Source organism: Enemella evansiae, from assembly GCF_002250705.1.
Classification (GTDB): domain Bacteria; phylum Actinomycetota; class Actinomycetes; order Propionibacteriales; family Propionibacteriaceae; genus Enemella; species Enemella evansiae.
In genome coordinates this window covers 399,105-419,945 of the sequence record NZ_NMVP01000001.1, presented here as the reverse complement: position 1 = coordinate 419,945, position 20,841 = coordinate 399,105, and the positions used below count along the sequence as shown (strand labels likewise).

Below are 20,841 nucleotides of genomic sequence, written 5' to 3'. Positions count from 1 at the left end.
GTCGGTTCGGTCTCGAACGCGTGCGCTCGATTCAGGGCGCAACAAACCACGCCGGTGTCAATGCTTGCACTCCTCGGACATTCTGGCACGGTATGCCAAATGGCCCTAATCCCTTTCCCGGGGCTCTTCCGGCGCCTTCACCGCATGGACCGGACAGCTGGCGTCCAGCAGGATGCGCTGGGCGTTCAGCCCGAGCAGCAGCTTGCCCGTCGGTGAGCGGCGGCGCAGTCCGATCACGATCGCCTCGGCGTTCTCGGCCTCGGCCACCTCGATCAGCCGTTCGGCCAGCAGCCCGGTCTCACTCGGGGCCACCACCTCGTACGCCACCCCGTCCAGCAGGGCGAGCACCGCGGCCGGGTCGTCGGCGTCGGTGTTCGGCACCACCAGGACGCGCGACCCCCGCAGTTGCGCCTCGGCGGCGGCGTGGGCCAGCGCGGCCTCTCCCTCGGGCCGCGCGGAGAATCCCACCACGATCGTCATCGCTACCTCTCCCACTCATGGACCGGCAATCCACTGCGCTGCAGCGTCAGATAGTCCTCGACCATGCCGCGCAGTGCCCTGGAGCGGTCCTCTCCGGCCCGTTCCCGGGCGGCTACCGCGGCAGTCTGCCATGTGGCCCCGTTCACTCCGGCGGCAGCACGGTTCTCGATCACCCCGAGATAGCGCGACACCTCGGCCGCCTCCACCCCGTAGGACTGCAGCCCGGCGGCCGCCAACGGCAGCAGCTGCTCGCGGACCAGGGTGGCCGCGGCGACCGTACCGATCCCGGGCCAGCTGAGCTCGGCGGCCATCCCGTGGATCTGGCCGGCGGTGAAGTTGTCGCGGGCGATCGCGTACCCCTCCTCGGACCAGGCCGGATGCTCCTGATCGGCCAGCGCCCGGGTCAACCCGGCGTACAGGGCGAGGTTCGCGACCATGTCGAGCGAGGTCGGCCCGGCGGGCAGCACCCGGTTCTCGATCCGCAGGTGCGGTGCTCCCCCGGCGACGTCGTAGACGGCCCGGTTCCAGCGGTAGATGGTGCCGTTGAGCAGGCAGAGCGCACGCAGCGGCGGCGGTCCGTCGCCGGCCCGCTCCTCCTCCAGATCGGGCAGCAGGGGCCGCCAGTCGGTGTTCTCGTCGAACAGTTCGAGCGGGGAGCCGATCCAGTGGTCACCGAACCAGACCCGCGGACGGGCGCCCTCGGCCTGCTCCTGGGCGGAGCGGTCGTCGGTGGCCTGGTCGAAGACCGCGATCCGGCTCTCGGCGTACCCGAGCCGGCCGGCGAAGAAGGGCGAGTTCGCCCCCATCGCCAGCTGCACCCCGGCGATCGCCTGGGAGGCGTTCCAGTAGGCCGCGAACTGTTCGGGAGCGACCTGCAGGTGGATCTGGTGCGAGGTGCAGGCCGCCTCCGGTGCGATGGTCGTGAAGTCGATGCCGTCGGCCAGCTCGGTACCGGGCAGCTGGATCCGGACCGGGCCACCGCGGCGGCGCCGCAATTCGCTGTCCAGCATGGTGTAGCGGGGATTCTCCACCAGCGAGTCCGGGCCCAGATCGTCCTCGGTCAGCGTGGGCAGCATGCCGATCACCGCGAGCCGGGCGCCGAGCCCACCGGCGCGCTGATCGGCGTCGTTGAGGGTGCTGCGCAGCATCTCGTAGAAGGCGCTCAATCCGGTCGGGCCGAGCGCCCGCGGCGGCAGATTGAGCTCGATGTTGAACTTGCCGAGCTCATGGACGAACTGCGGGTCGTTGATCGCGCCGAGCACCTCCTTGGCCACCAGCGCGGGCCGTTGCTCGGCATCGACGAGATTGAGTTCGACCTCCATCCCGGCACGCGGGTGCGCGAGATCGAACGGCCATTCCACGAGCAGTCGCTCGAGTTCCTCGCGTTGCCCCGCGACGCGGTCGGCGTACGCCTTGAAGTCGGCGTCGCTGTAGTCGGTGCGGGAGATGTCCTCACCCATGACCCCATCCTGTCCGGAGACTGTCGACATTGCACGTCGGGGGGCCTTTAGAGTGACCGCCGTGAGCGATGCGTACTACCGGCAGCTGGCCGCGAACGAGTTCGAACCGACCGAGCACGTGCAGGGCGCCTGGGCCCAGGTCGAGCAGCACATGTCACCGGTCGGCGGGTTGCTCGCGCACGCGATCGAGAACCACGAGCCCCGCCCGGAGCTGCAGCTGGCCCGGATCAACTACGAGATCCTCGGCCAGATCAGGCTCGCGCCGACGACCGTGCGGGTCGAGGTGGTACGCCCGGGGCGGACCATCGAGCTGGTGCAGGCGACCGCCGAGATCGACGGCCGGGTGGTGGTCCGGGCGAACGCGTGGCGGCTGCTGCGCGGTGACACCAGCGCGGTCGCCGGCACCGAGGACGAGCCGATGCCGGGCCCGGATGATTTTCCGGACTGGGACGGTACGCAGGCGTGGCCGGGTGGCTACATCGCCTCGCTGCAGCTGCGTCGCGATCCGCTGACCAGGCCCGGACGCGGCCGGACGTGGGTGCGCTCGGACAAGGCGCTGGTGGCGGGGTCCCCGACCACCTCGGTCGCGCACTTCCTGCGCCTGGTGGACACCGCGAACGGCGTGGCGACCCGGCAGGACCCGAGGGTGTGGATGTTCCCGAACACCGACCTGACGGTGCATCTCTACCGGACCCCGGTCGGTGACTGGGTCGGCTTCGACACCAGCGTCAGCTTCGGCCCGACCGGTGTGGGATTGACCTCATCGATCCTGCACGACGTCGAGGGCCCGGTCGGCCGCGCCGAGCAGATCCTCACCGTCCGCCCGCTGGGCTGACCCCGGCTCCCCCAACTCCCTGCTCCCGCCACCCTCGCGATCCATCGAATCCTGGGTGCATTGCACTCCCCCTGGAGCACTGGGGATATGCACTGAAGGTTCGATGGATCGCGGGGGCGTCCAGAATCCGGACACTTTAGGCAAGCGGGGCTCAGCCGTCGGCGCTCAGCTCCACCGGGCCCGTCCGGCGGTTTCCGCAACCGGAGAACCAACCCCGTGACACGCGGATCCGGGCTCACCCCTACCAAATTACTCGCCAGTATCGTTACTGTGCCGTAACCCCGATGACGGGCCACCCCATGTACCACCCCCACAACGGAGTAGGGATGCTGAAACCACTTGTCACCGGCGTGCTGCTGGCGGTCGCCGCAGCGCTCGTTCTGACCCTCGGACAAGGTTCCGATCTCGAGCACGCGGCCCTGTTGGGCGCCGCCCTGGGCGGCGTACTCGGCCTGGTCCACCCCGAACAGGGAGTCGGCCGGTTGGCCGGCGCCGTGCTCGGCTTCCTGGTCGCCTGGGCCGGTTTCGCGCTCCGCGCGGCCGTGCTTCCGGACACCACCGCCGGCCGGGCGGTCGCCGCCGCCGCGGTGCTGCTGATCTGCGCGCTGGTGGCCGGTCTCAGCCGCAACCGGTTGCCGCTCTGGTCGATGCTGCTCGGCGGCGCGGCGCTGATCGCGGCCTACGAGGCCACCTATCGCAATGCCCCGGCCCTCTTCCTGACCGAGTCGCCGCGCGCCGCCACCACCATCGGCGTGGCCGCCGCGGTCGGGGTCCTGCTCACCAGCCTGGCGCACGTCGTGCTGCCCGACCGGTCCCGCGAGGCCGAGACCGGGCGTACGCCGATCCGCGCGCTCCGCGACCGGTTGCGCAGCCGCGACACCGAGCCGACCGAATCCATGGACGACCTGTTGGGAGACAAGGCATGAACCCCCGCACCCCCCGCACCCGAATCCGTCGGCGGTTCGCCGCCACCGCCGCCGCGGCGACCGCCCTGGCCCTGGGTTGTGGCCCGTTCGGCGCGACCAGTGCCCTCGCCGAGGGGCCGGTCAGTGTCACCAACACCGAGACCGTGCAGGCCTATCTGAACCCCGACGGCACGGTCACCGAGGCGCGGATCTATGAGCAGGTGGCGATGGAGGGCCGCGGCCGCATCGATCTCGCCAACCCGGTCGCCACCGAGGGCCTGCGCAACCTGGACGGTTTCACCGATCTGCCGGTCCGCGATGGCCGGCTGGCGGAGAGCGAACAGGTCGACGGCCAGAAACGGCTGCGCACGGTTTCCAACTGGGACAAGGGAAAGCTGCCGCCGAGCGTGCGCGCCAGCTACTTCCTCGACGGCAAGCCGGTGACGGCCAACCAGGTCGTCGGCCGCAGCGGTGAGCTGGAGGTCCGCTACCGGGTGGAGAACATCACCGGCCGGGAGCAGACCTTCACCGTCGACGACGGCGCCGGCGGGAAGGCGACCCGCACCGAACGCGTGGTGATCCCCTTCGTTGGCCAGCTGCAGACCACCCTGCCGCCCGGCTTTACCGACGTCCGCTCGGGCGAGGCGAACATGGCCGGTGACGGCCGCGGTGGCACCAAGCTGTCCTACACCATGACCCTGTTCGGGCCGATCGGCGCCCCCACCGCCGAATTCGGCTACCGGGCAAGGATTTCCGAGGGTGTGATCCCGCCGGCGTCCCTGTCCGGGCTGCCGGTCAACCCGCTGCAGAGCCCCTCCTTCAAGGGCGGCGCGGCGAGTTATGCCGGCGGCGCCGAGAGCGGCCGCGAGCTCGCCAACGGTGCGGCGAAGATCGATGAGAACCTGATCAAGCTGCGCGACGGGGCGAACACCCTGGTCGCCGGTCTGCTGCAGCTCCGCGACGGTTCGCAGCAACTCAAGGACGGCACCGCGAAGGCGAAGGACGGCACCCGCCAGCTCGCCAACGGTGCGGGCGAACTGGACAACGGCGCCAACCAGATCGACCAGGGCGCCGGCAAGCTCGACAACGGCGCCAAGCAGCTCGACAACGGCGCCAGGGAACTCGACAACGGCGCCAACCAGTTGAACACCGGCGCCAAGCAGCTCAACACCGGCGCGGGCGCGCTGAACAACGGTGCGACCCAGCTCGATGACGGGGCGAGCCGGTTGAAGGACGGCACCGGTCAGCTCGTCGGCGGTGTGACCCAGATCCGCGACGGACTGGACAAGATCGACGCCGGCCTGGTCCAGATGTACGGCAAGGTCGGCGAGCTGCCGAACAACCCCGGGCTGAAGGAGCTCTATGCGGGCATCCAGAAGCTCAAGGACGGCATCGGCAGCCAGGACGACCCGAAGAAGTTGCTCGGCGGCCTGACCGCACTGCAGAAGCAGCTCAATGACGGCGGCAACGGATTGTTGCTGCTGGACAAGAAGATCTACCGCCAGGGCGCCACCAAGGAGGAGTCCGGGGCGTACCAGAAGATCAACTGCGCGGTGCAGGTGATCAACCAGCTGAACAACGGCGGCACCGACTTCGACGACTACTGCTACGGCGAGGAGAACGCCGCCCAGCTCAAGGCGGCCGGTCTGATCTCCGGGCTGCCCGAATCCAACCCGGTGAAGAAGCAGATCATGACCAATCTGGCCGCCGAACTGGCCAGGGGTCGCGACCAGCTGGCCGATCCGGACAACCTCGGCGACCCCAGGGATTCGAGCTACATCGACGGCCCGAAACCCGATCCGAACACCGCGACCCTCCAGCAGGCGCTCAGCTACATCGGCGGCCGGATCACCAACCGTGCGGTGCCGGGGATCGACGAACTGCTGTGTGGTCTGGACAACACCGCGACCCGCTCCAGCGGGAAGGAGTGCCCGAAGGTCGACTCCTCCGGTGCAGCGAAGCCTGGCCTGCAACAGGGTCTGGGGCTGGTCGACAACGGCGTGCAGCAGCTCGTCAACGGTGTCGTCAGCCAGGTCCAGCAGGGCATCGGCCATCCCGACCAGATCGCCGCGGATGCTGCCCGGGAGAACCCGGCCACGCTGCGCGGTGGCATGCGCAAGCTGCAGGGCGGTGGCGCCCAGCTCGCCGACGGTGCCGGGAAGCTCGACGACGGCGCGGGTCAGTTGGCCGACGGCACCGGCCGGTTGCGCGACGGCACCGGGCAGCTCGTCGACGGCAGCGGCAGGCTGAGCGACGGCACCGGCAAGCTGGTCGACGGCACCGGCCGGCTCACCGAGGGCACCGGGCAGCTCAGCGACGGCACCGGTCAGCTGGCCGACGGCACCGGCCGACTCGTCGACGGCACCGGCCGGTTGGTGACCGGAAGCGGGGACCTGGACCGCGGCATGGGCCAGATCGACGAGGGAGCCGGCAAGGTGGCCGACGGCACCAAGCAGGCGGCGGAGAAGGCGCCGGCCATCCCCGACGGTGCGAATCAGCTGCACGAGCAGGGATCCAGCAAGATCCTCGACGCCGGCAAGAAGACCGCCGTGGACTACGGGGTCAAGTACGCCGCCCTGCAGGCCGGCGCCCAGCGTGCCGATGCCGAGGCGATGCCGGTCGGTGCCCCCCAGGGAGCGATCGGCCTGACCGCCTACTCGCTGGAGATCCGGGGCGCCGACGGTGCCGACGGGGCCAGCCTGGGCCGCGGTCTGCTGGGTGCCCTGCTGCTGGTCGGTGCGGGCGTGGCCACGGTGCTCGCGAAGCGGAGGTTGTCCTGACACCCCGGTTCCGCCTGGGCTGCTGCTCGCGGAGCGTTGGGCGATAGCCTCGCGGGCATGGCAGAGGCACACCCACCCACCGCGGACCGGCGAGCAGAACCCAGGACCCACCACGGCGACACCTTCGTCGACGAATACGCCTGGCTGCGGCACAAGGAGGATCCCGCGGTCCGGGCGTACCTGGAGGCGGAGAACGCCTGGACCGAGCAGACCACCGCCCATCTGGAACCGCTGGTCGAGGAGCTGTTCACCGATGTGAAGGCACGCACCCAGGAGACCGACCTGAGTGTGCCCACCTTCCACAGCCACACCGACGGTTCGACGTGGTGGTACTACACCCGCACCACCGAGGGGCTCGACTACCCGGCCTTCCACCGGGCCCCGGCCACCTCGCGCGACGAGCGACCGGACCCGGAGCAGCCGATCCCGGGTGAGGAGCTGCTGCTGGACGGCAACACCGAGGCCGAGGGGCAGGAGTTCTTCTCCCTCGGTGCCTTCGCGGTCTCCCCCGACGGTCGTCGGCTCGCATACTCGGTCGACAACGCCGGTGACGAGCGATATCTGCTGCAGGTCCGCGACCTCGGCTCCGGGGAGCCCGTCGGCGAACCGATCCCCGACGTCGGCGGCGGGGTCGCCTGGCTCGGCGATGACCACCTCGTCTACACCCGCGTCGACGAGTCCTGGCGGCCCCACCAGGTCTGGCGGCACCGGGTCGGCGCTCCGGTCACCGGGGACACCCTGGTGCTCGAGGAACCCGACGAGCGCTTCTGGCTGGGTGCCGACGAGTCCGCCGAGCGGGACCGGGTGATCCTGCTGCTGGGTTCCAAGCTGACCACCGAGGCGTGGCTGTTGGATGCCGCCGCGCCCGAGGCGGATCCGGTGCTGGTCCGCGAGCGCCGCGAAGGCGTCGAGTACTCCATCACCGTTGCCGGGGACGAGCTTTTCGTGCTGCACAACGAGAACTCCCCCGATTTCGAGGTCGCCCGGGCACGTGTCGACAGCCCCGCCGAGTGGCGCGAGTTCCTGCCGCCGAGTGAGGGGGTGCGCTACACCGATGTGGAGGCGTACGCCCGATTCCTGGCGATCGAGCTGCGTCGCGACGGGCTGACCGGGGTCGAGGTGCACCCCCGCGACGGCGGGCAGAGCTATCCGGTCCGGTTCGCCGAGAACCTCTACACCGTCGGCACCACCGGCGCCGAGGACTACGACTCCGACCGGTTGCGGCTCGGCTACACCTCGTTGCTCACCCCGCGTTCGGTGCTCGAGGTGGCGATGGACACCGGTGAGGTGCAGACCCTGCGCACCACCCCTGTGCTCGATCACCCGGACCATGGCCCATATCGGCCCGAGAACTACGTCCAGGAACGGATCTGGGCCACCGCCGAGGACGGCACGAAGGTGCCGATGTCGGTGGTCCGGCGCGCCGACACCCCGGTGGACGGCACCGCCCCGGCACTGCTCTACGGCTATGGGGCCTACGAGATCTGCATCGATCCGTCGTTCTCGATGTTCCGGCTTTCCCTGCTGGACAAGGGGTTCGTCTACGCCATCGCGCACGTCCGCGGTGGCGGAGAGCTCGGTCGCAGCTGGTACGACAACGGGAAAACCCTGTCCAAGAAGAACACCTTCACCGATTTCGTGTCCTGCGCCCGACAACTGGTCAGCGACGGCTACACCTCCGCCGACCGGCTCGCCGCCCAGGGCGGCTCGGCGGGTGGCCTGCTGATCGGCGCGATCGCGAATCTGGCACCGACCGACTTCGCCGCGGTGCACGCCGCGGTGCCGTTCGTCGACGCCCTGACCACCATCCTGGACCCCGAACTGCCGCTGACGGTGACCGAATGGGAGGAGTGGGGCGACCCGCTGCACGACCCCGAGGTGTACGCCTACATGCGCACCTACTCCCCCTATGAGAACGTGCGCGCCACCAGGTACCCGGCGATCCTGGCGACCACCGGTTTCAACGACACCCGCGTCTACTACACCGAGCCGGCGAAGTGGATCGCGGCGCTGCGGGCGAATGCGACCAACGACCCGGCCGAGATCCTGATGCGGACCGAGATGGTGGCCGGCCACGGCGGTGTCACCGGGCGCTACAAGGCCTGGCGGGAGGCCGCATTTGAGTACGCGTGGATAATCGATCGTGTAGGGACCCGCTGAGCCCATCACCGGCGTACCACCGACGCGTACGACCATGGTCTGATGCCGCGGGCTCCAGCTAGCCCCGTGGTCCTTCAGGGACCGCGATCAGGGATCGTTCAGGGTTGTGGCGGAATCCTTTTGGGGCATCTGGACGTTGTGTCTGATGAACGCAAGGCAATGACTTGCTTGCAGTGTCCGAATCGACGCGAAGGATTAGCGCCCATGGCAACAAGCACCACGCCCCGAGCCCGTACCAACGACGGCATCGAGGGTAAGGATGCGGTCGGTCTGTACCTCGACGGGATCGCCAAGACGCCGCTGCTGACCGCGGCGGATGAGGTCGAGCTGGCGCGGACGATCGAGGCCGGGCTGTACGCCGAACAGATCCTGTCCGGCGAGATCAGCCAGACCGAGCGCACCGCCGCCGCGCGGCAGAACGGCAAGAGCGCCAAGCGCGCCAGCCGGGAGGAGTTGGAGCAGCTGGCCGCCCTCGGCCACGCCGCCCAGGAGCGGTTCACCCAGGCCAACCTGCGGCTTGTCGTCTCGGTCGCGCGCAAGTACGGCCGGGCCCAGATGCCGCTGCTGGATCTGGTCCAGGAGGGCAACACCGGTCTGATCCGCGCGGTCGAGAAGTTCGACTACACCAAGGGCTTCAAGTTCTCCACCTACGCCACCTGGTGGGTCCGCCAGTCGATCAGCCGCGGTATCGCCCAGCAGGGCCGTATCGTCCGGCTGCCGGTGCACGTCGCCGAGCAGGTCAACCAGGTCGGCGCGGTGCGCCGCACCCTGGAGCGCCGGCTGGGCCGCGAGCCGGAGCTGGAGGAGATCGCCGCCGAGATGGAGCTGGAGCCGGAGAAGGTCGTCGACCTGCTGCGCTACGGCCGCGACCACATCTCCCTCGACGCCCCGGTCGAGGAGGACGGTGACACCTCGCTGGGTGATCTGATCGCCCGCGAGCCGATGCCCGGCCCCGACGAGATGGTGATCGACGCCCAGGAGCGCGACCGGCTCGAGGCCATGCTCGCCGACCTCGACGAGCGTTCCGCCGATGTCGTACGCCGCCGCTACGGCCTGCTCGACGGCCGCCAGGCCAAGCTGGCCGATATCGGCCGGGTCTGGGGCATCACCGCTGAGCGGGTCCGCCAGATCGAGCGGCACGCCCTGGCCAAGCTGCGCTCCAACCAGGAGCTGGCTGCCTGACCCACCCCTCCCAAGAACAGCACCCACCGTGGAATCCCCGAGCCGCGGTGGGTGCTTTTTTATGCCCACGCTGGCTGAGCGAGCGCCAGCGAGTCGAAGCCACCGTGGACCGGGCCGCGCACGGAACGATCGCGAACCCATTGGCTCCACCGCGAACCCATTGCATCCGGCGTGGCGTGGGTTCGCGGTGGATGCAATGGGTTCGCGATCGCCCCATCACGCTGGGTGAGCGAGCGCGGGGCCCCGGGTCAGCGGCGGAGGCCGCGGTGCAGCATCACCCCGCCTGTCGCCAGCGCGGCCAACGCACCGATGAGCAGCGCGAGGGTCGGGCCACCGGTGTCGGCGAGCGGTGAACGCGGACCCGAGGTGCCGTCATCCCCGCCCGCTGCGGCGGCGCTCGGTGTCGGGGTGGTGGTCGCCGACGGGCTCGGTTCGGGTGATCCCGACGGCACCGGGTCTGCAGTCGGGGTGAGATCACCCACCGGGGTCGGGCTCACGCCCGGAGTCGGGCTCCCCGTCGGCGTCGGGCTCCCCGTCGGCGTCGGATTCCCCGTCGGCGTCGGATTCACCGTCGGCGTCGGGCTCGCACTCGGCGTCGGGCTCACACTCGGTTCCGGACCGGGATCGGCGACGCGTGCGGTCGACCACTGATCCTGTCCGAGGGGGCGGTCGACCAGTCGGGTCTCACCGACACAGCCGACGAATCCGTACCCGCGCTCACCGTTCCAGGAGCCGGCACCGAGCACCCACGGCAGGTCGGCGGTCGCGACGCCGCTGACACCGACCGCGGTGCGCAGCATCGGGATCCCGTTGACATAGGTCGTCGTGGTCCGGGTCGCCGGATCGTTGACGGCGGCCAGATGCATCCACTGCCCGAGCGGCATCTCGCTGGACCACGAGGTGTCCCCACCACCGTTCGCACCGGCCGAGGTGAACTGCGTCTCCTGCAGCGTCGAGAACGCCCAGCTCATCGGGGGTTCCTCGGCGTCGCCACCGGCATAACCGTCGATCTTCCCGCGTACCCCGTCCCGAGACAGCCACGCCATCCAGGCGTTGTCCTCGACGGTCCACGACGGATCGATCTTGACGAAGGTCTCGAAGGTGTAGCCGTTGGCGAACTCCGCACCGTTCACCGGCGCATCAGCCACCGTCGCGAACCAGTTCGCGGCATCGTCACCGGCCCCGGTGAAGCAGATGCTGCCCCCAGCCGAACCCGGTGGACGCTGCGTACTGAACCGCACCTGGTCCGCACTCGCCCCGGTGACCCCCTCGGTGTTCAGCGGGGCTCGCCGCATCGGGTTCGCACCCGTCAGGTCCGGCAACTGCGTACCGGGCTCGACGACCCCCTCGGCGTCTTCGGGCGCCCGCCAGTGCGCGAGCGTACCGTCGACCTTCGGGTAGTCCTCGGAGTTGCGTGCCGGGGTCGGGGTCACCGCTGCGGGCGGGGTGAAGTCGGCGAACTCGGCGCGCACCGCCAGGCTGGCCGAGGCGCGCGCCTCCGGCTTCTGCAACCCGGCGAACCGTTCGGCGAAGTTGAACGGCACGGTGTAGGTCTCGGCGTCGCGGTCCAGCAGCGCGCGGTCGTAGGGCGTCAGCGTCTCGGCCGGCTTCTGCGTCACCCACGGCGAGAACGCGGTCTGGGTGATGGTGTTGTTGTCGAGATCGAACTCGAGCAGACCCATCTCCCCGTTGCCGCCCATGTAGTCCATCTGGTAGTCCATCACGACCTGCATCACCGGATTGCCCCGGGCATTGGTGCGCACCGAGCGCCCGACGCCGTGATAGTGACCGTTGAGCGTCATGAACACCTGGTCGTTGTTGTTGATCACCCGGTCCCAGACCCGGTCGCCGAAGTCGGTCCCGTCGGTCCCGCCCTCCCCGTCGAGGTTCTGGATCTGGTGGGCGGTGACGATCGTCGGTACGCCGGGGTTCGCCTTCAGCACCTGATCGGCCCAGCTCAGCGCGGCGTCGTTGGCATTCCAGGACAGTGCCAGGACGGCGTACCGCTGGCCGTTGACGTCGAACTGCTGGTATTCGTGCAACCCGGACGGATCGCGCTGCGCGCTGTCGGCGTTCGCGGCGGTCCGGGCGGCGGGAATGAACTCGCGGTACTCGGCGAAGTTCGTTCCGACATCATGGTTGCCGGCGGGTGCGGTGTAGGCGACACCGGCCCGGTCGAGGTTGGCCAGCGCGGCGTCGGCGACCTCCCATTCGGCGCGTACGCTGCCGCGGTCGACGATGTCGCCGAGGCCGACGACGATCTGGGTGCCGAGGCGCTCGGCGTTCTCGGCCCACCAGCGGGTCTGCACATCGAACGGTTCGGAGCCGTAACGGGCGGCGAACGGATTGCCGGTCTCCTCGGTCGCGTACCGGGAGTAGAACTGGGTGTCGGGCAGCAGCCCGATCGAGAACCGCGCAGCGGGATCGGGATCGGGTTCGGCGGCGCGGGCCGGGGCCGGTTGCAGACCGAGGAGGACGGTCAGCAGGCCGAGGGCCGCGACACCGGCAAGGATGCGCGCGAGGGTGCGGTGGGGACGGGCAATGGTGGCTGTGGAGGGTAGTGCTCGAATCACGGTCGGGACCCTAGGCAGCGCCGACGACCGGTTCAGCGCTGCCGCGTTTCACCAAGGTGTCCCGCAGGTGAACGGCCCGCACACCTGGTCCCGGCCCACCTGGCCGGGGTGGGGTCACTCCCCCAGCTGGCCGCCGGCGAGCTCGACCACGATGTCCAGATGACCGGCGTGCCGGGCGTACTCCTGCAGCACATGGAAGCAGATCCAGCCCAGCGAGGCCGGTTCACCGGAGAACCGCAGCCCGGGCGGGGCGAGGTCGTCCAGCGAGGCGGAGGCGATGATCTCCCGGGTACGCCGACCGCCGGCATGCAACGGCCCCAGCAGGTCGTCCAGCGTGACCGACTCCGGCACCTGCCACGGCGCGTGCTTCTCCCCGCCCCGGTTGTCACCCCAGGGCTCGGCGACCGGTTCCCCGGCGAATCCCCAGACGAACCAGCGCCGCTCCATCGCCACCAGGTGACCGAGCAGCTCGATCGGCGTCCACCCCGAGGGCAGCCGCGAGGTCCGCAGCGCCGCCTCATCGAGCGAGCGCAGCTTCCACTCGATCGTGGCGCGGTAGAAGTCCAGGTAGTCGGCGAACAGCTCGGCCGGCGGCTTGTTGCCCCGCGGCTCGGGGAACGGCGGCTGGCTCATTGCTTGTCGATCACCCGGATCAGGCCCTCCTGGGCGACCGAGGCGCCCAGCTGGCCCTCGGCGAAGATCCGGCCGGTGGCGAAGCCGCGCGCGTTGGTGGCCGACGGGGACGCCTGGTCATAGAGCCACCAGCGGTCCGCGGCGACCGGTCGGTGGAACCACATCGCGTGATCGAGCGAGGCGGCCTGCACGCTGTCCAGGGGCCGGCCGTGCGGCACCGTGCTGACCGCCAGCAGGGTGAGATCGGAGGCGTACGCCAGCGCGGCCTGGTGCAGCCGCGGGTCGTCGGGCAGCCGGTCCTCGACCCGCACCCAGGCCCGCGCCACCGAGGAGTGGTCACCCGCGTCGAGCGCCACCACGCTGCCCGGTGTCGGGCCCTCGGGGGTGGCCGAGCCGATCCAACGGAAATCCAGCGCGCCCCACTCGCTCTCCCAGAAGCTCGCCGACTGCCCGGTCTGGGCCGCGAGCACCTCGCTCATCCGCGGGCAGTCCTCCGGCGGCGGCACATCGGGGAAGGCGTCCTGATGCTCCAACCCGGGCTCGGCGACCTGGGAGGAGGCGGTGACCGCGAAGATCATCTGGTTGTCCTGCCGGGCGACGACCCGCCGGGTGGCGAACGAGCGCCCGTCGCGCATCACCTCGACGTCATAGATCATCGGCCGGTCGGTGCGTCCGGGGCGGAGGAAGTACGCGTGCAGGGAGTGCACGGTCAGCTCATCCGGCACGGTCCGGTACGCGGCCACCAGGGCCTGGGCGAGCACCTGTCCGCCGAATGCCCGCTGCCGCTTGGTGACCGGGTTCTGGCCGCGGTAGAGACCGGATTCGATCTCCTCCAACTCCAGCAGCTCCAACAACTCCTGTGCGGTACTGGGCATCAGCGTCCTTCGTCGTTCCGGTCACTCATCGTCTTTGTCCTTGCGGTCCCGCTCGGCGAGGAATCGCTCCAGTTCGGCACCGATCTCGTCGGCCGAAGGCACCCGCCGATCGGTGCGCTGGCGGGCCTCGTCGTACTGCTGCTCGAGCTGGCCGACGACCTCCTGCACCTCGTCGGAGGCCTGCATCTCGGTGTTGATCTCGGCCAGGTTGGTGGCCCGCCGCTCGGCCAGGCCGTCCAGCGGGAGATCGAGCCCGGTGGCGGCGTTGATCCGTTCCAGGGCAGCGATCGTGGCCTGCGGGAACGGTGCCTGGGCAAGATAGTGCGGCACATTCACCGCGAGCCCGAGTGCATCGGTGCCGAACTCGCCGAGGCGCAGCTGCAGCATCGCGCCGAAGCTGCCCGGCAGTTCCACCCGGCCGACCCAGACCGGGTTGTCCTCATCGATCAACCGCTCGCTGCTGGCGTACGCGGTGATCAGGCTGGGCCGGGTGTGCGGGACGCCCATCGGGATGCCGTGTGCGGTCACCGCCAGCCGGACGTCCAGGCGTTGAGCGAGCCCGGTGACCGCCGCCAGCGCCCGCATCCACTGGGTGTCCGGTTCGGGTCCGGCGAGCAGCACGAAGACCTTCCCGTTGGGCGCGGTCATCTTGTAGAGCGCGAGTTGGAAGGTCTCGGCGGAGGTCCAACGGTTGGTGTCGAAGACCATCAGCGGTCGGCGGCTGCGGTAGTCGTGCAGCTGGTCCACGTCGAACTCGACCAGCACCTCGGACTCGCAGGTGGCCATCAGTTGCTCGACCAGGGTCCGGCCCACCTGACCGGCGTCGATGTAGCCGTCGAGCAGGTGCAGCAGCACCGGCCGGGTCCCGCGCATGCTCTCCCACAGCGCGGGGTCGAATTGGTAGAGCAGCCGGGGATCGAGCATGGGTGCGACTCTATCGGTCCACCCCAGCCCCGCTCATCGAGTCGCCCGGCGGTGCCGCACCCCGCTCATCGAGTAGCCCGGCGGTGCCGCAGCGAAGCAAGGCAGCGCCGGGCGTGTCGAGATGAATCCGGTCGAGACGAGGACCTCAACGTCCGTGCAGATTCTTGTCGAGGTACGCGAGTTCGGCGCGCAACCGGCCCCAGCGTCGATCGGTGTGGAAGGTCTGCCAATCGGGAAACAGCTCCTCGGGCAGGCTCCTCCGGAATCGCGAGAAGGCCCCCTTGCCCTCGATCGCATCCTGCAGTCGGCGCCTGATGGGGTCGTCGGCGACGGTTCCCACGAAGTCGGCCATCGCCTGCCAGTCGCTCTGCGCTCGCTCCAGGTCGATCTGCACCCACTCCCCGCTCTCGACATCGACGGCGTCATCCTCACCGATCATGCCTGGATCGGTCAGCGCGGGGTGGACCGCCTCCCCGGTCTGCACGTTGAGGAAGGCGGCGGACTCGTACTGTGAGTCGTCTGACAGCGCATTGTTCAGCTCATCGAGGGAGACCATCACCCCCTCGGTGGGATCGGCGCCGCGCAGGGCGGCCAGCAGTTCGGCGGCGAGCTCCCGATCCCCGAGCTGCTGGCGATTCTGCAGGCGGTTGTGGATCGCGAACGCCAGCTCCTCGAACGGTTCGCACTGCCGCCCGGTCACCTTCGGCCACATGGTGAGCAGCCCCGAGCCGAGCTGCTGAAGGGCATGGTCCAGGCGTACGCCGGTGGTCGCCGCGATCAGCGCCGGCACATCCGCCTGCGCGATCGCCGGGCGCACCTCGCGCAGATCGATCGGCTCCGTCGGCTCCGCGAGCGGGGTGCCAGGTGGGTCGGTGATCCTCGACGGCGCGTCCGGCTCGTCGTCCAGGTCGCTGGTCACCCGGCCGTACTGATCCGGCAGGCTGCCCCACCCCCAGATCGCCACCGGTTCGGTCGGCAGGTGACCGACCTCGTCGAACGGATCGCGCGTGCCGAGGACGGTGCAGCGATGGGTCCAGTCGTCACCCAGATCGAAGACGTAGCCGAACTCCTCACCCTTGTGGATCCGGCGCGCGATCGAACTCTCCAGCGACAGTGTCTGGCCGATGCCCGCACCGCGCGGGGACGCCTTGAGCTCGGCGGCGGATTCGTCATCGGTGACGATCGTGCCGTCGGCGAGCTGGAACAGCCGGAGATGGGCCAGGTCCCAGCGGCCGAGCGCCAGGTCGATGGCCTCGCCGAGCTGGTCGAAGGTCAACCGCGGCGGCAGCATCAGCACCCGTCCCGGAGGTGGATCGAGGGTTTCGCCCCGACCGCCCAGCAGCTCGACCTTGATCGTCGTCCATCGGCTCGCCATGCGATCCAGCTTCGCAGACGAACCCGGCGAGCAGGGCGAAGACCTGGTACACCGCCAGGCTCGATGCGGCGTACGCCTGGACCCCTGCGGGTGGACTGCCGAAGCTGACCAGCGCCTGGAATCCGATCAGCGCAGCTCCCAGGCCCGCGAGCAACCAGCGGTTCCGGATCGCTCGATGCGACCACAGGTACGCCCCCGTGGCGGCCAGCAACAGCGCTACCTCCGCACCGAACCGGGTGGCCGGGGCCAGGTCGAAGGCGCGGCCGAGCCAGTCCAGCCACCAGTGGGAGGCCACCACCAGCGCGATCAGCACCGGGGCCCGATCACCGGTCCGGCTGAACACCTCCGGCCGGCCCCGGGCCACCCACCAGGCGCCGATCGCGGTCACCAGCATCGCGGCCACCCCGTGGCTGATCCGCGGGTCGGCCATCGATTCGGCACCGAACAGCATCAGCACCGACGCGCCGACATCGGCAACCTGGGCCGCAACGAACAATCCACCCAGTGACAAACGCGGCTGGTAGGCCTTGGCCGCGACCGCGACCGCGTAGTGCCCGAGGAACATCGCACCGACCGGTCACCCGGTCGACACCGAGCGGGCCCGGACCGAGCGTTGCCGCAGCCAGAGCCGGGTCTCGACCACACAGGTCACCACCAGCACCCCGACGAAGATGATCAGCCAGCCGAACCAGAACCAGCCGAGCAGGGTGGGGTACGGATCGCGGATGTCGCGCGGGGACTCCACCGCGAGCGGGCCGAAGTGGACGCCCGCCACGAACAGGGCCCCGTTGCCGGACAGCAAGGCCCACACGCCGGGGCCGATGCGACCGGCGCGGTAGAGCAGCACCGCCGCGAGCAGGATCGGGTAGATGCCGAGGCTGATGGTGAAGACGGTGACCTGATCGGTGATCGGCCAGCCGACATGGTTGCCACGGATCACGTGATCGACATGGTGACCGAGGGAGAAGACGGTCGCGATCGCGGTGAGCAGATAGATGGTCCGACGGCGGCGGGTGGTGGTTGTGGTCGCCATGTGACCCAGCCTCGGCCGGCGGTCCGGGGCCGGTCCAACAATGATCCGGCAACGATTGACAACCGTTGGTTGTTGGCTGACGGTGGTCGGCATGGACCTGGACACCGCGCTGCTGCGCACCTGGTGCGTACTGGCCGAGGAGCAGCACACCGGCCGGGCCGCGCAGCGACTGCAGATCTCCCAGCAGGCGGTCTCCAAGCGGCTGGCACGCCTGGAGCAACAACTCGGGACCGTGCTGTTCGAGCGGGACGGGCGCCGGCTCCGCCCGACCCGGGTCGGTATCGAACTGCTGCCGCAGGCGGCCGAACTGGTCGCCGATGTGGACCGGTTGGTCACCCGGGCGCGACCCGAGCAGCGCGAACTGCGGATCGATGTCCTCGATCAGCAACTGTCGATCGCCGGCGCGGCGGCCGACCACGCGTCGCGCAGCAGGTTGTCGATCTCGCTGGTCACCCGTGGCGACACCCGCACGGCTCGCGAGGTGCTCCGCTCCGGGTACGCCGACCTGGCGTTCGGCCGCGCCTCCGCGTTCACCGAGGGTGCGCCGGCGCCGATCGCGCTGGCCGGTCCGGTGCTGGAGCCGATCGTGCTGCTGGTCGGGGACGGTCATCCGCTCGCCGGTGACGACGAGGTCGACTTCGAGGCGCTGCGGGGTCTTCGGTTGTGGTTCCCGATGACCGGTGCCCCACGCGAGTGGCGGGGCCTGGTCGAGGACCTGGCCGAGCGGTGCGGGCTGCTCCTCGACCCGGTCGGGTCGACGATGGGCCTGCCGCGGTTCTTCGACCGATTGGCGGCGAGCGACGACCGGATCAGCCTCTACGGCGCGGGCATGGCAGCACCGCCACCGGGCCTGCGCACGGTGGCGATCAGCCGCCCGGTCCCGGTGTTCTGCTGGCTGGCCGGCTGGCCGGTGACCAGCGGCGATCGAGTGCCGCGACGGCTCGCCGAGGCGGTGATCGGTCGTGCCAAGCGGGCGATCGCGGAACCCGATCCCGAGGACGCGTGGTGGCCGGATGCGGATCGGCAGGTTGTCGAGTCGCTCGTCCCTGCCCGGTCGAGGTTTCCTGGCTGACCGGGCCGCTCGGCCGGAAATCCGTTGCCGGGTTCAGTTCTGCGGCCTAACGTCCAGCCATGAGCCTTGAGCTGACGGCACTCACCATCGACGCCCACGACCCCCAGGCGCTCGCCGGCTTCTGGGCGGGTGTCCTCGATCGCCGGGTGCTGCCCGATGAGGATGGCATCGTCGTGCTACCACCGGTACGCCCGGTGCAGTTCCGGATCGAGTTCGCACCCACCGCCGAACCGAAGCGGGGTGCGAACCGAATGCATCTCGACCTCACCTCGGCCAGCCCCGACGATCAGCAGCAGACCGTGGCACGCGCACTCGATCTCGGCGCCCGGCACCTGGACATCGGTCAGGGGCCGGAGGTCACGCATGTGGTGCTGGCGGATCCCGAGGGCAACGAGTTCTGCGTGATCGAGGCCGGCAACAACTTCCTCGCCGACACCGATGCGATCGGCGCACTGTCCGGTGACGGCACCCGGTCCGTCGGCCACTTCTGGAGCGCGGTGCTCGATTGGCCGCTGGTCTGGGACCAGGACTCCGAGACCGCGATCCAGTCCCCCGCCGGCGGCAGCAAGCTGACCTGGGGCGGCCCACCGGTCGCCGAGAAGCTCGGCAAGAACCGACTGCACCTCGATCTCGCTCCCCCGGCCGACGGCGATCAGCTCACCGAGGTCGAACGATTGCTCTCCCTCGGTGCGCGACGCGTCGACATCGGTCAGGGCGCGGTTCCCTGGGTGGTGCTGGTGGACCCGGATGGCAACGAGTTCTGCGTCCTCACCCCACGCTGATCGGCCGGAAATCGTTCCGAACTTCGGTTCGACCATTGCCATGCCGACATTGGTCTGATTATCTTGCATCCGGCAAGATAATCATCACGACGAGGTGAAGGACGGCATCCCCCATGCAGAGTTCTCGAATCCGCAACACGGCCCTGGCCGTGACGATGGTCCTGGCAGGTGGGGCGGTCCCGCTCCTCGCCGCGACCCCGGCGGCCCATGCCGCCGGCACGACCTACTACGTCAAGTGCACCGGCGGCAGCACCGGTAACGGCAGCGCCACGAACCCCTGGACCAACATCAGCCAGGTCAATGCGCGCACCTTCGCCGCCGGAGACACGCTGCTGTTCGCCCGCGGCAGCACCTGCAACGGCACTTCGGGCCAGCCGGCCACCTTCGCACCCCGCGGCTCCGGCACCACCACCGCCCCGATCAAGGTCGGCGCCTACGGCACCGGGGAAGCACCGGTCATCTCCGGATCCGGTCTGGACAGCGCCGTGCTGCTCAAGAACGTGCAGGGCTGGGAACTGCGCGATCTCACGATCACCAACCCCACAACGGATCCCGGTGGCCAGAAGGGCATCTTCGTCTTCCTGGACAACGGTTTCAGCGGCACGGTCGCCAACCACTTCGTCTTCGAGAACCTGACGATCCGCAACGTCGACGGCGTCTGGGCGAACAACTACAACGGCAAGCGGTACGTGCTGGAGAACGCCACCGGTGGGATCATCGTCCGCAACAACAAGGCCGACGGACTCACCCGGTTCGCCGACGTGCAGGTGCGCAACAACACCTTCACCGATATCGGCGGGATGGGCGTGGAGACCTGGAACTCGAACTGTCGCCGCCCCGGACAGTGGTGGAACACCACCACCCAGTGCCTGGCCAACTACGCCGCGTCCACCGGTGTGGTGGTCGCCAACAACTCCTTCACCCGGCTCGGCGCCGGTGCGGTCACCCCGTTCATCACCGACGGCGCACAGATGCTGAACAATGTCGTCACCGACTGGGGCAACTCCCCCTACACCGGCTCGGCTGCCTTCTGGACCACCAGCGCCGACAACGCGCTGATCCAGGGCAACTCGGTCTCCTACGGCAATGCCGGCGGTGACTACGCCAACGACGCGAATGCCTACGACATCGACAACGACAGCCACAACGTCACCGTGCAGTACAACTACAGCTATCGCAACGACGGTGGCGCCTGGATGTACTGCGGCAGTGGATCGAACGCCAATTTCCGTTACAACGTGTCGATCCAGGACTACAACCGGACCATCCGGTTCTGCCCCGGATCGTTCACCGACTCCGCGGTCTACAACAACACGGTGATCATCGACCGGACCGGAAGCCCGTTCAGCCAGAACATCCGCTTCCTCACCGACGAAGGTGCGTCCACCCCGATCGCGTTCCGCAACAACGTGATCACCAACCGCAACGGGACCGTGGACACGGTCTATCGCGCCTCCGGCGCACCGGCGGCGACCTTCGACACGAACCTGTTCCAGAACGTGACGCCGCCCAGCGGTTCGACGAACTCGATCGTCGCCGATCCGCGCTTCGTCGACCCGGCGACCACGACACCGCCCGGCATCAAGCTGCGTACCGGCAGCCCGGCACTCGATGCCGGCAAGGTGATCACCAACAACGGTGGCCGGGACTACTTCGGCAATCCGGTCGCTGCGACCGGTGCACCCAACCTGGGGGCCTACGAGGGTCCCGGACTGTGATCGGTGGTCGGCGGGTCCACCGGGCCCGCCGACCCCTTCTGGGATAGGTTCACA

The 20,841-nt window shown here is 69.4% G+C and carries 17 protein-coding genes; 9 read left to right on the top strand and 8 right to left on the bottom strand.

The window, feature by feature from the left end:
- Positions 1-105 precede the first annotated feature (105 nt).
- Positions 106-480, bottom strand: coding sequence for a universal stress protein (locus tag BI335_RS02005; protein ID WP_094358105.1), 375 nt, complete (start codon positions 478-480; stop codon positions 106-108).
- 2 nt (positions 481-482) lie between these two features.
- Positions 483-1,940, bottom strand: coding sequence for a glutamate-cysteine ligase family protein (locus BI335_RS02000; RefSeq protein ID WP_094429508.1), 1,458 nt, complete (start codon positions 1,938-1,940; stop codon positions 483-485).
- A 61-nt stretch (positions 1,941-2,001) separates the two neighbouring features.
- On the opposite strand from BI335_RS02000, the gene BI335_RS01995 reads away from it, so the two are divergent.
- From BI335_RS01995 to BI335_RS01975, 5 genes are all read left to right on the top strand, one after another.
- Positions 2,002-2,775: a thioesterase family protein gene (locus BI335_RS01995; RefSeq protein WP_208109080.1), complete on the top strand. Its 774-nt coding sequence runs from the start codon at positions 2,002-2,004 to the stop codon at positions 2,773-2,775.
- 326 nt (positions 2,776-3,101) lie between these two features.
- A complete protein-coding gene (locus BI335_RS01990) occupies positions 3,102-3,701 on the top strand; it encodes a hypothetical protein (RefSeq protein WP_094429506.1) in 600 nt (199 codons plus the stop codon).
- Positions 3,698-6,460 (top strand): hypothetical protein, encoded by a 2,763-nt coding sequence (locus tag BI335_RS01985; RefSeq protein ID WP_094429505.1) that lies wholly within the window; start codon positions 3,698-3,700, stop codon positions 6,458-6,460. Before BI335_RS01990 ends, BI335_RS01985 begins: the two co-directional genes overlap by 4 nt.
- 57 nt (positions 6,461-6,517) lie before the next feature.
- Positions 6,518-8,620, top strand: a complete 2,103-nt coding sequence (locus tag BI335_RS01980; RefSeq protein WP_094429504.1) for a S9 family peptidase — start codon at positions 6,518-6,520, stop codon at positions 8,618-8,620.
- Positions 8,621-8,824: 204 nt separating this feature from the next.
- Complete coding sequence (locus BI335_RS01975) at positions 8,825-9,802, top strand: sigma-70 family RNA polymerase sigma factor (RefSeq protein ID WP_094358093.1); 978 nt, start codon at positions 8,825-8,827, stop codon at positions 9,800-9,802.
- Between the two features lie 248 nt (positions 9,803-10,050).
- Here the strand turns inward: BI335_RS01975 and BI335_RS01970 are convergent, their stop codons facing one another.
- The 5 genes from BI335_RS01970 to BI335_RS01950 all read right to left on the bottom strand — a co-directional run bounded on the left by BI335_RS01970 (position 10,051) and on the right by BI335_RS01950 (position 16,182).
- Complete coding sequence (locus BI335_RS01970) at positions 10,051-12,375, bottom strand: LamG-like jellyroll fold domain-containing protein (protein WP_094429503.1); 2,325 nt, start codon at positions 12,373-12,375, stop codon at positions 10,051-10,053.
- 114 nt (positions 12,376-12,489) lie between these two features.
- Positions 12,490-13,008, bottom strand: coding sequence for a DinB family protein (locus tag BI335_RS01965; protein ID WP_094429502.1), 519 nt, complete (start codon positions 13,006-13,008; stop codon positions 12,490-12,492).
- A complete protein-coding gene (locus tag BI335_RS01960; RefSeq protein WP_094429501.1) occupies positions 13,005-13,883 on the bottom strand; it encodes an acyl-CoA thioesterase in 879 nt (292 codons plus the stop codon). Before BI335_RS01960 ends, BI335_RS01965 begins: the two co-directional genes overlap by 4 nt.
- A gap of 21 nt (positions 13,884-13,904) precedes the next feature.
- The gene (locus tag BI335_RS01955) at positions 13,905-14,807 is read right to left on the bottom strand and encodes a proteasome assembly chaperone family protein (protein ID WP_094429500.1); all 903 of its coding nucleotides are present in this window, start codon (positions 14,805-14,807) and stop codon (positions 13,905-13,907) included.
- A gap of 145 nt (positions 14,808-14,952) precedes the next feature.
- Positions 14,953-16,182, bottom strand: coding sequence for an IS1096 element passenger TnpR family protein (locus BI335_RS01950; RefSeq protein WP_094429499.1), 1,230 nt, complete (start codon positions 16,180-16,182; stop codon positions 14,953-14,955).
- Between the two features lie 197 nt (positions 16,183-16,379).
- On the opposite strand from BI335_RS01950, the gene BI335_RS01945 reads away from it, so the two are divergent.
- Positions 16,380-16,706 carry a hypothetical protein gene (locus BI335_RS01945; RefSeq protein WP_094429498.1) on the top strand — a complete coding sequence of 109 codons (327 nt, stop codon included), beginning with the start codon at positions 16,380-16,382 and terminating at the stop codon, positions 16,704-16,706.
- A 53-nt stretch (positions 16,707-16,759) separates the two neighbouring features.
- Here the strand turns inward: BI335_RS01945 and BI335_RS01940 are convergent, their stop codons facing one another.
- A complete protein-coding gene (locus tag BI335_RS01940) occupies positions 16,760-17,215 on the bottom strand; it encodes a hypothetical protein (protein WP_094429497.1) in 456 nt (151 codons plus the stop codon).
- A gap of 91 nt (positions 17,216-17,306) precedes the next feature.
- Between BI335_RS01940 and BI335_RS01935 the strand changes: the two genes are divergently transcribed.
- The 3 genes from BI335_RS01935 (at position 17,307) to BI335_RS01925 (ending at position 20,787) form a co-directional block, all read left to right on the top strand.
- Positions 17,307-18,287 carry a LysR family transcriptional regulator gene (locus BI335_RS01935; RefSeq protein WP_172421682.1) on the top strand — a complete coding sequence of 327 codons (981 nt, stop codon included), beginning with the start codon at positions 17,307-17,309 and terminating at the stop codon, positions 18,285-18,287.
- Positions 18,288-18,346: 59 nt separating this feature from the next.
- On the top strand, positions 18,347-19,069 hold the full coding sequence (locus BI335_RS01930; RefSeq protein ID WP_094429495.1) for a VOC family protein: 723 nt from the start codon (positions 18,347-18,349) through the stop codon (positions 19,067-19,069).
- A gap of 113 nt (positions 19,070-19,182) precedes the next feature.
- Positions 19,183-20,787 carry a right-handed parallel beta-helix repeat-containing protein gene (locus BI335_RS01925; RefSeq protein WP_094429494.1) on the top strand — a complete coding sequence of 535 codons (1,605 nt, stop codon included), beginning with the start codon at positions 19,183-19,185 and terminating at the stop codon, positions 20,785-20,787.
- Positions 20,788-20,841: the final 54 nt, after the last annotated feature.

Coding starts and splice junctions, on each gene's coding strand:
- BI335_RS02005 (WP_094358105.1), bottom strand. CDS start 480: ATGACGATCGTGGTGGGATTCTCCGCGCGGCCCGAGGGAGAGGCCGCG.
- BI335_RS02000 (WP_094429508.1), bottom strand. CDS start 1,940: ATGGGTGAGGACATCTCCCGCACCGACTACAGCGACGCCGACTTCAAG.
- BI335_RS01990 (WP_094429506.1), top strand. CDS start 3,102: ATGCTGAAACCACTTGTCACCGGCGTGCTGCTGGCGGTCGCCGCAGCG.
- BI335_RS01985 (WP_094429505.1), top strand. CDS start 3,698: ATGAACCCCCGCACCCCCCGCACCCGAATCCGTCGGCGGTTCGCCGCC.
- BI335_RS01980 (WP_094429504.1), top strand. CDS start 6,518: ATGGCAGAGGCACACCCACCCACCGCGGACCGGCGAGCAGAACCCAGG.
- BI335_RS01975 (WP_094358093.1), top strand. CDS start 8,825: ATGGCAACAAGCACCACGCCCCGAGCCCGTACCAACGACGGCATCGAG.
- BI335_RS01965 (WP_094429502.1), bottom strand. CDS start 13,008: ATGAGCCAGCCGCCGTTCCCCGAGCCGCGGGGCAACAAGCCGCCGGCC.
- BI335_RS01960 (WP_094429501.1), bottom strand. CDS start 13,883: ATGCCCAGTACCGCACAGGAGTTGTTGGAGCTGCTGGAGTTGGAGGAG.
- BI335_RS01955 (WP_094429500.1), bottom strand. CDS start 14,807: ATGCTCGATCCCCGGCTGCTCTACCAATTCGACCCCGCGCTGTGGGAG.
- BI335_RS01950 (WP_094429499.1), bottom strand. CDS start 16,182: ATGGCGAGCCGATGGACGACGATCAAGGTCGAGCTGCTGGGCGGTCGG.
- BI335_RS01940 (WP_094429497.1), bottom strand. CDS start 17,215: ATGGCGACCACAACCACCACCCGCCGCCGTCGGACCATCTATCTGCTC.
- BI335_RS01935 (WP_172421682.1), top strand. CDS start 17,307: ATGGACCTGGACACCGCGCTGCTGCGCACCTGGTGCGTACTGGCCGAG.
- BI335_RS01930 (WP_094429495.1), top strand. CDS start 18,347: ATGAGCCTTGAGCTGACGGCACTCACCATCGACGCCCACGACCCCCAG.
- BI335_RS01925 (WP_094429494.1), top strand. CDS start 19,183: ATGCAGAGTTCTCGAATCCGCAACACGGCCCTGGCCGTGACGATGGTC.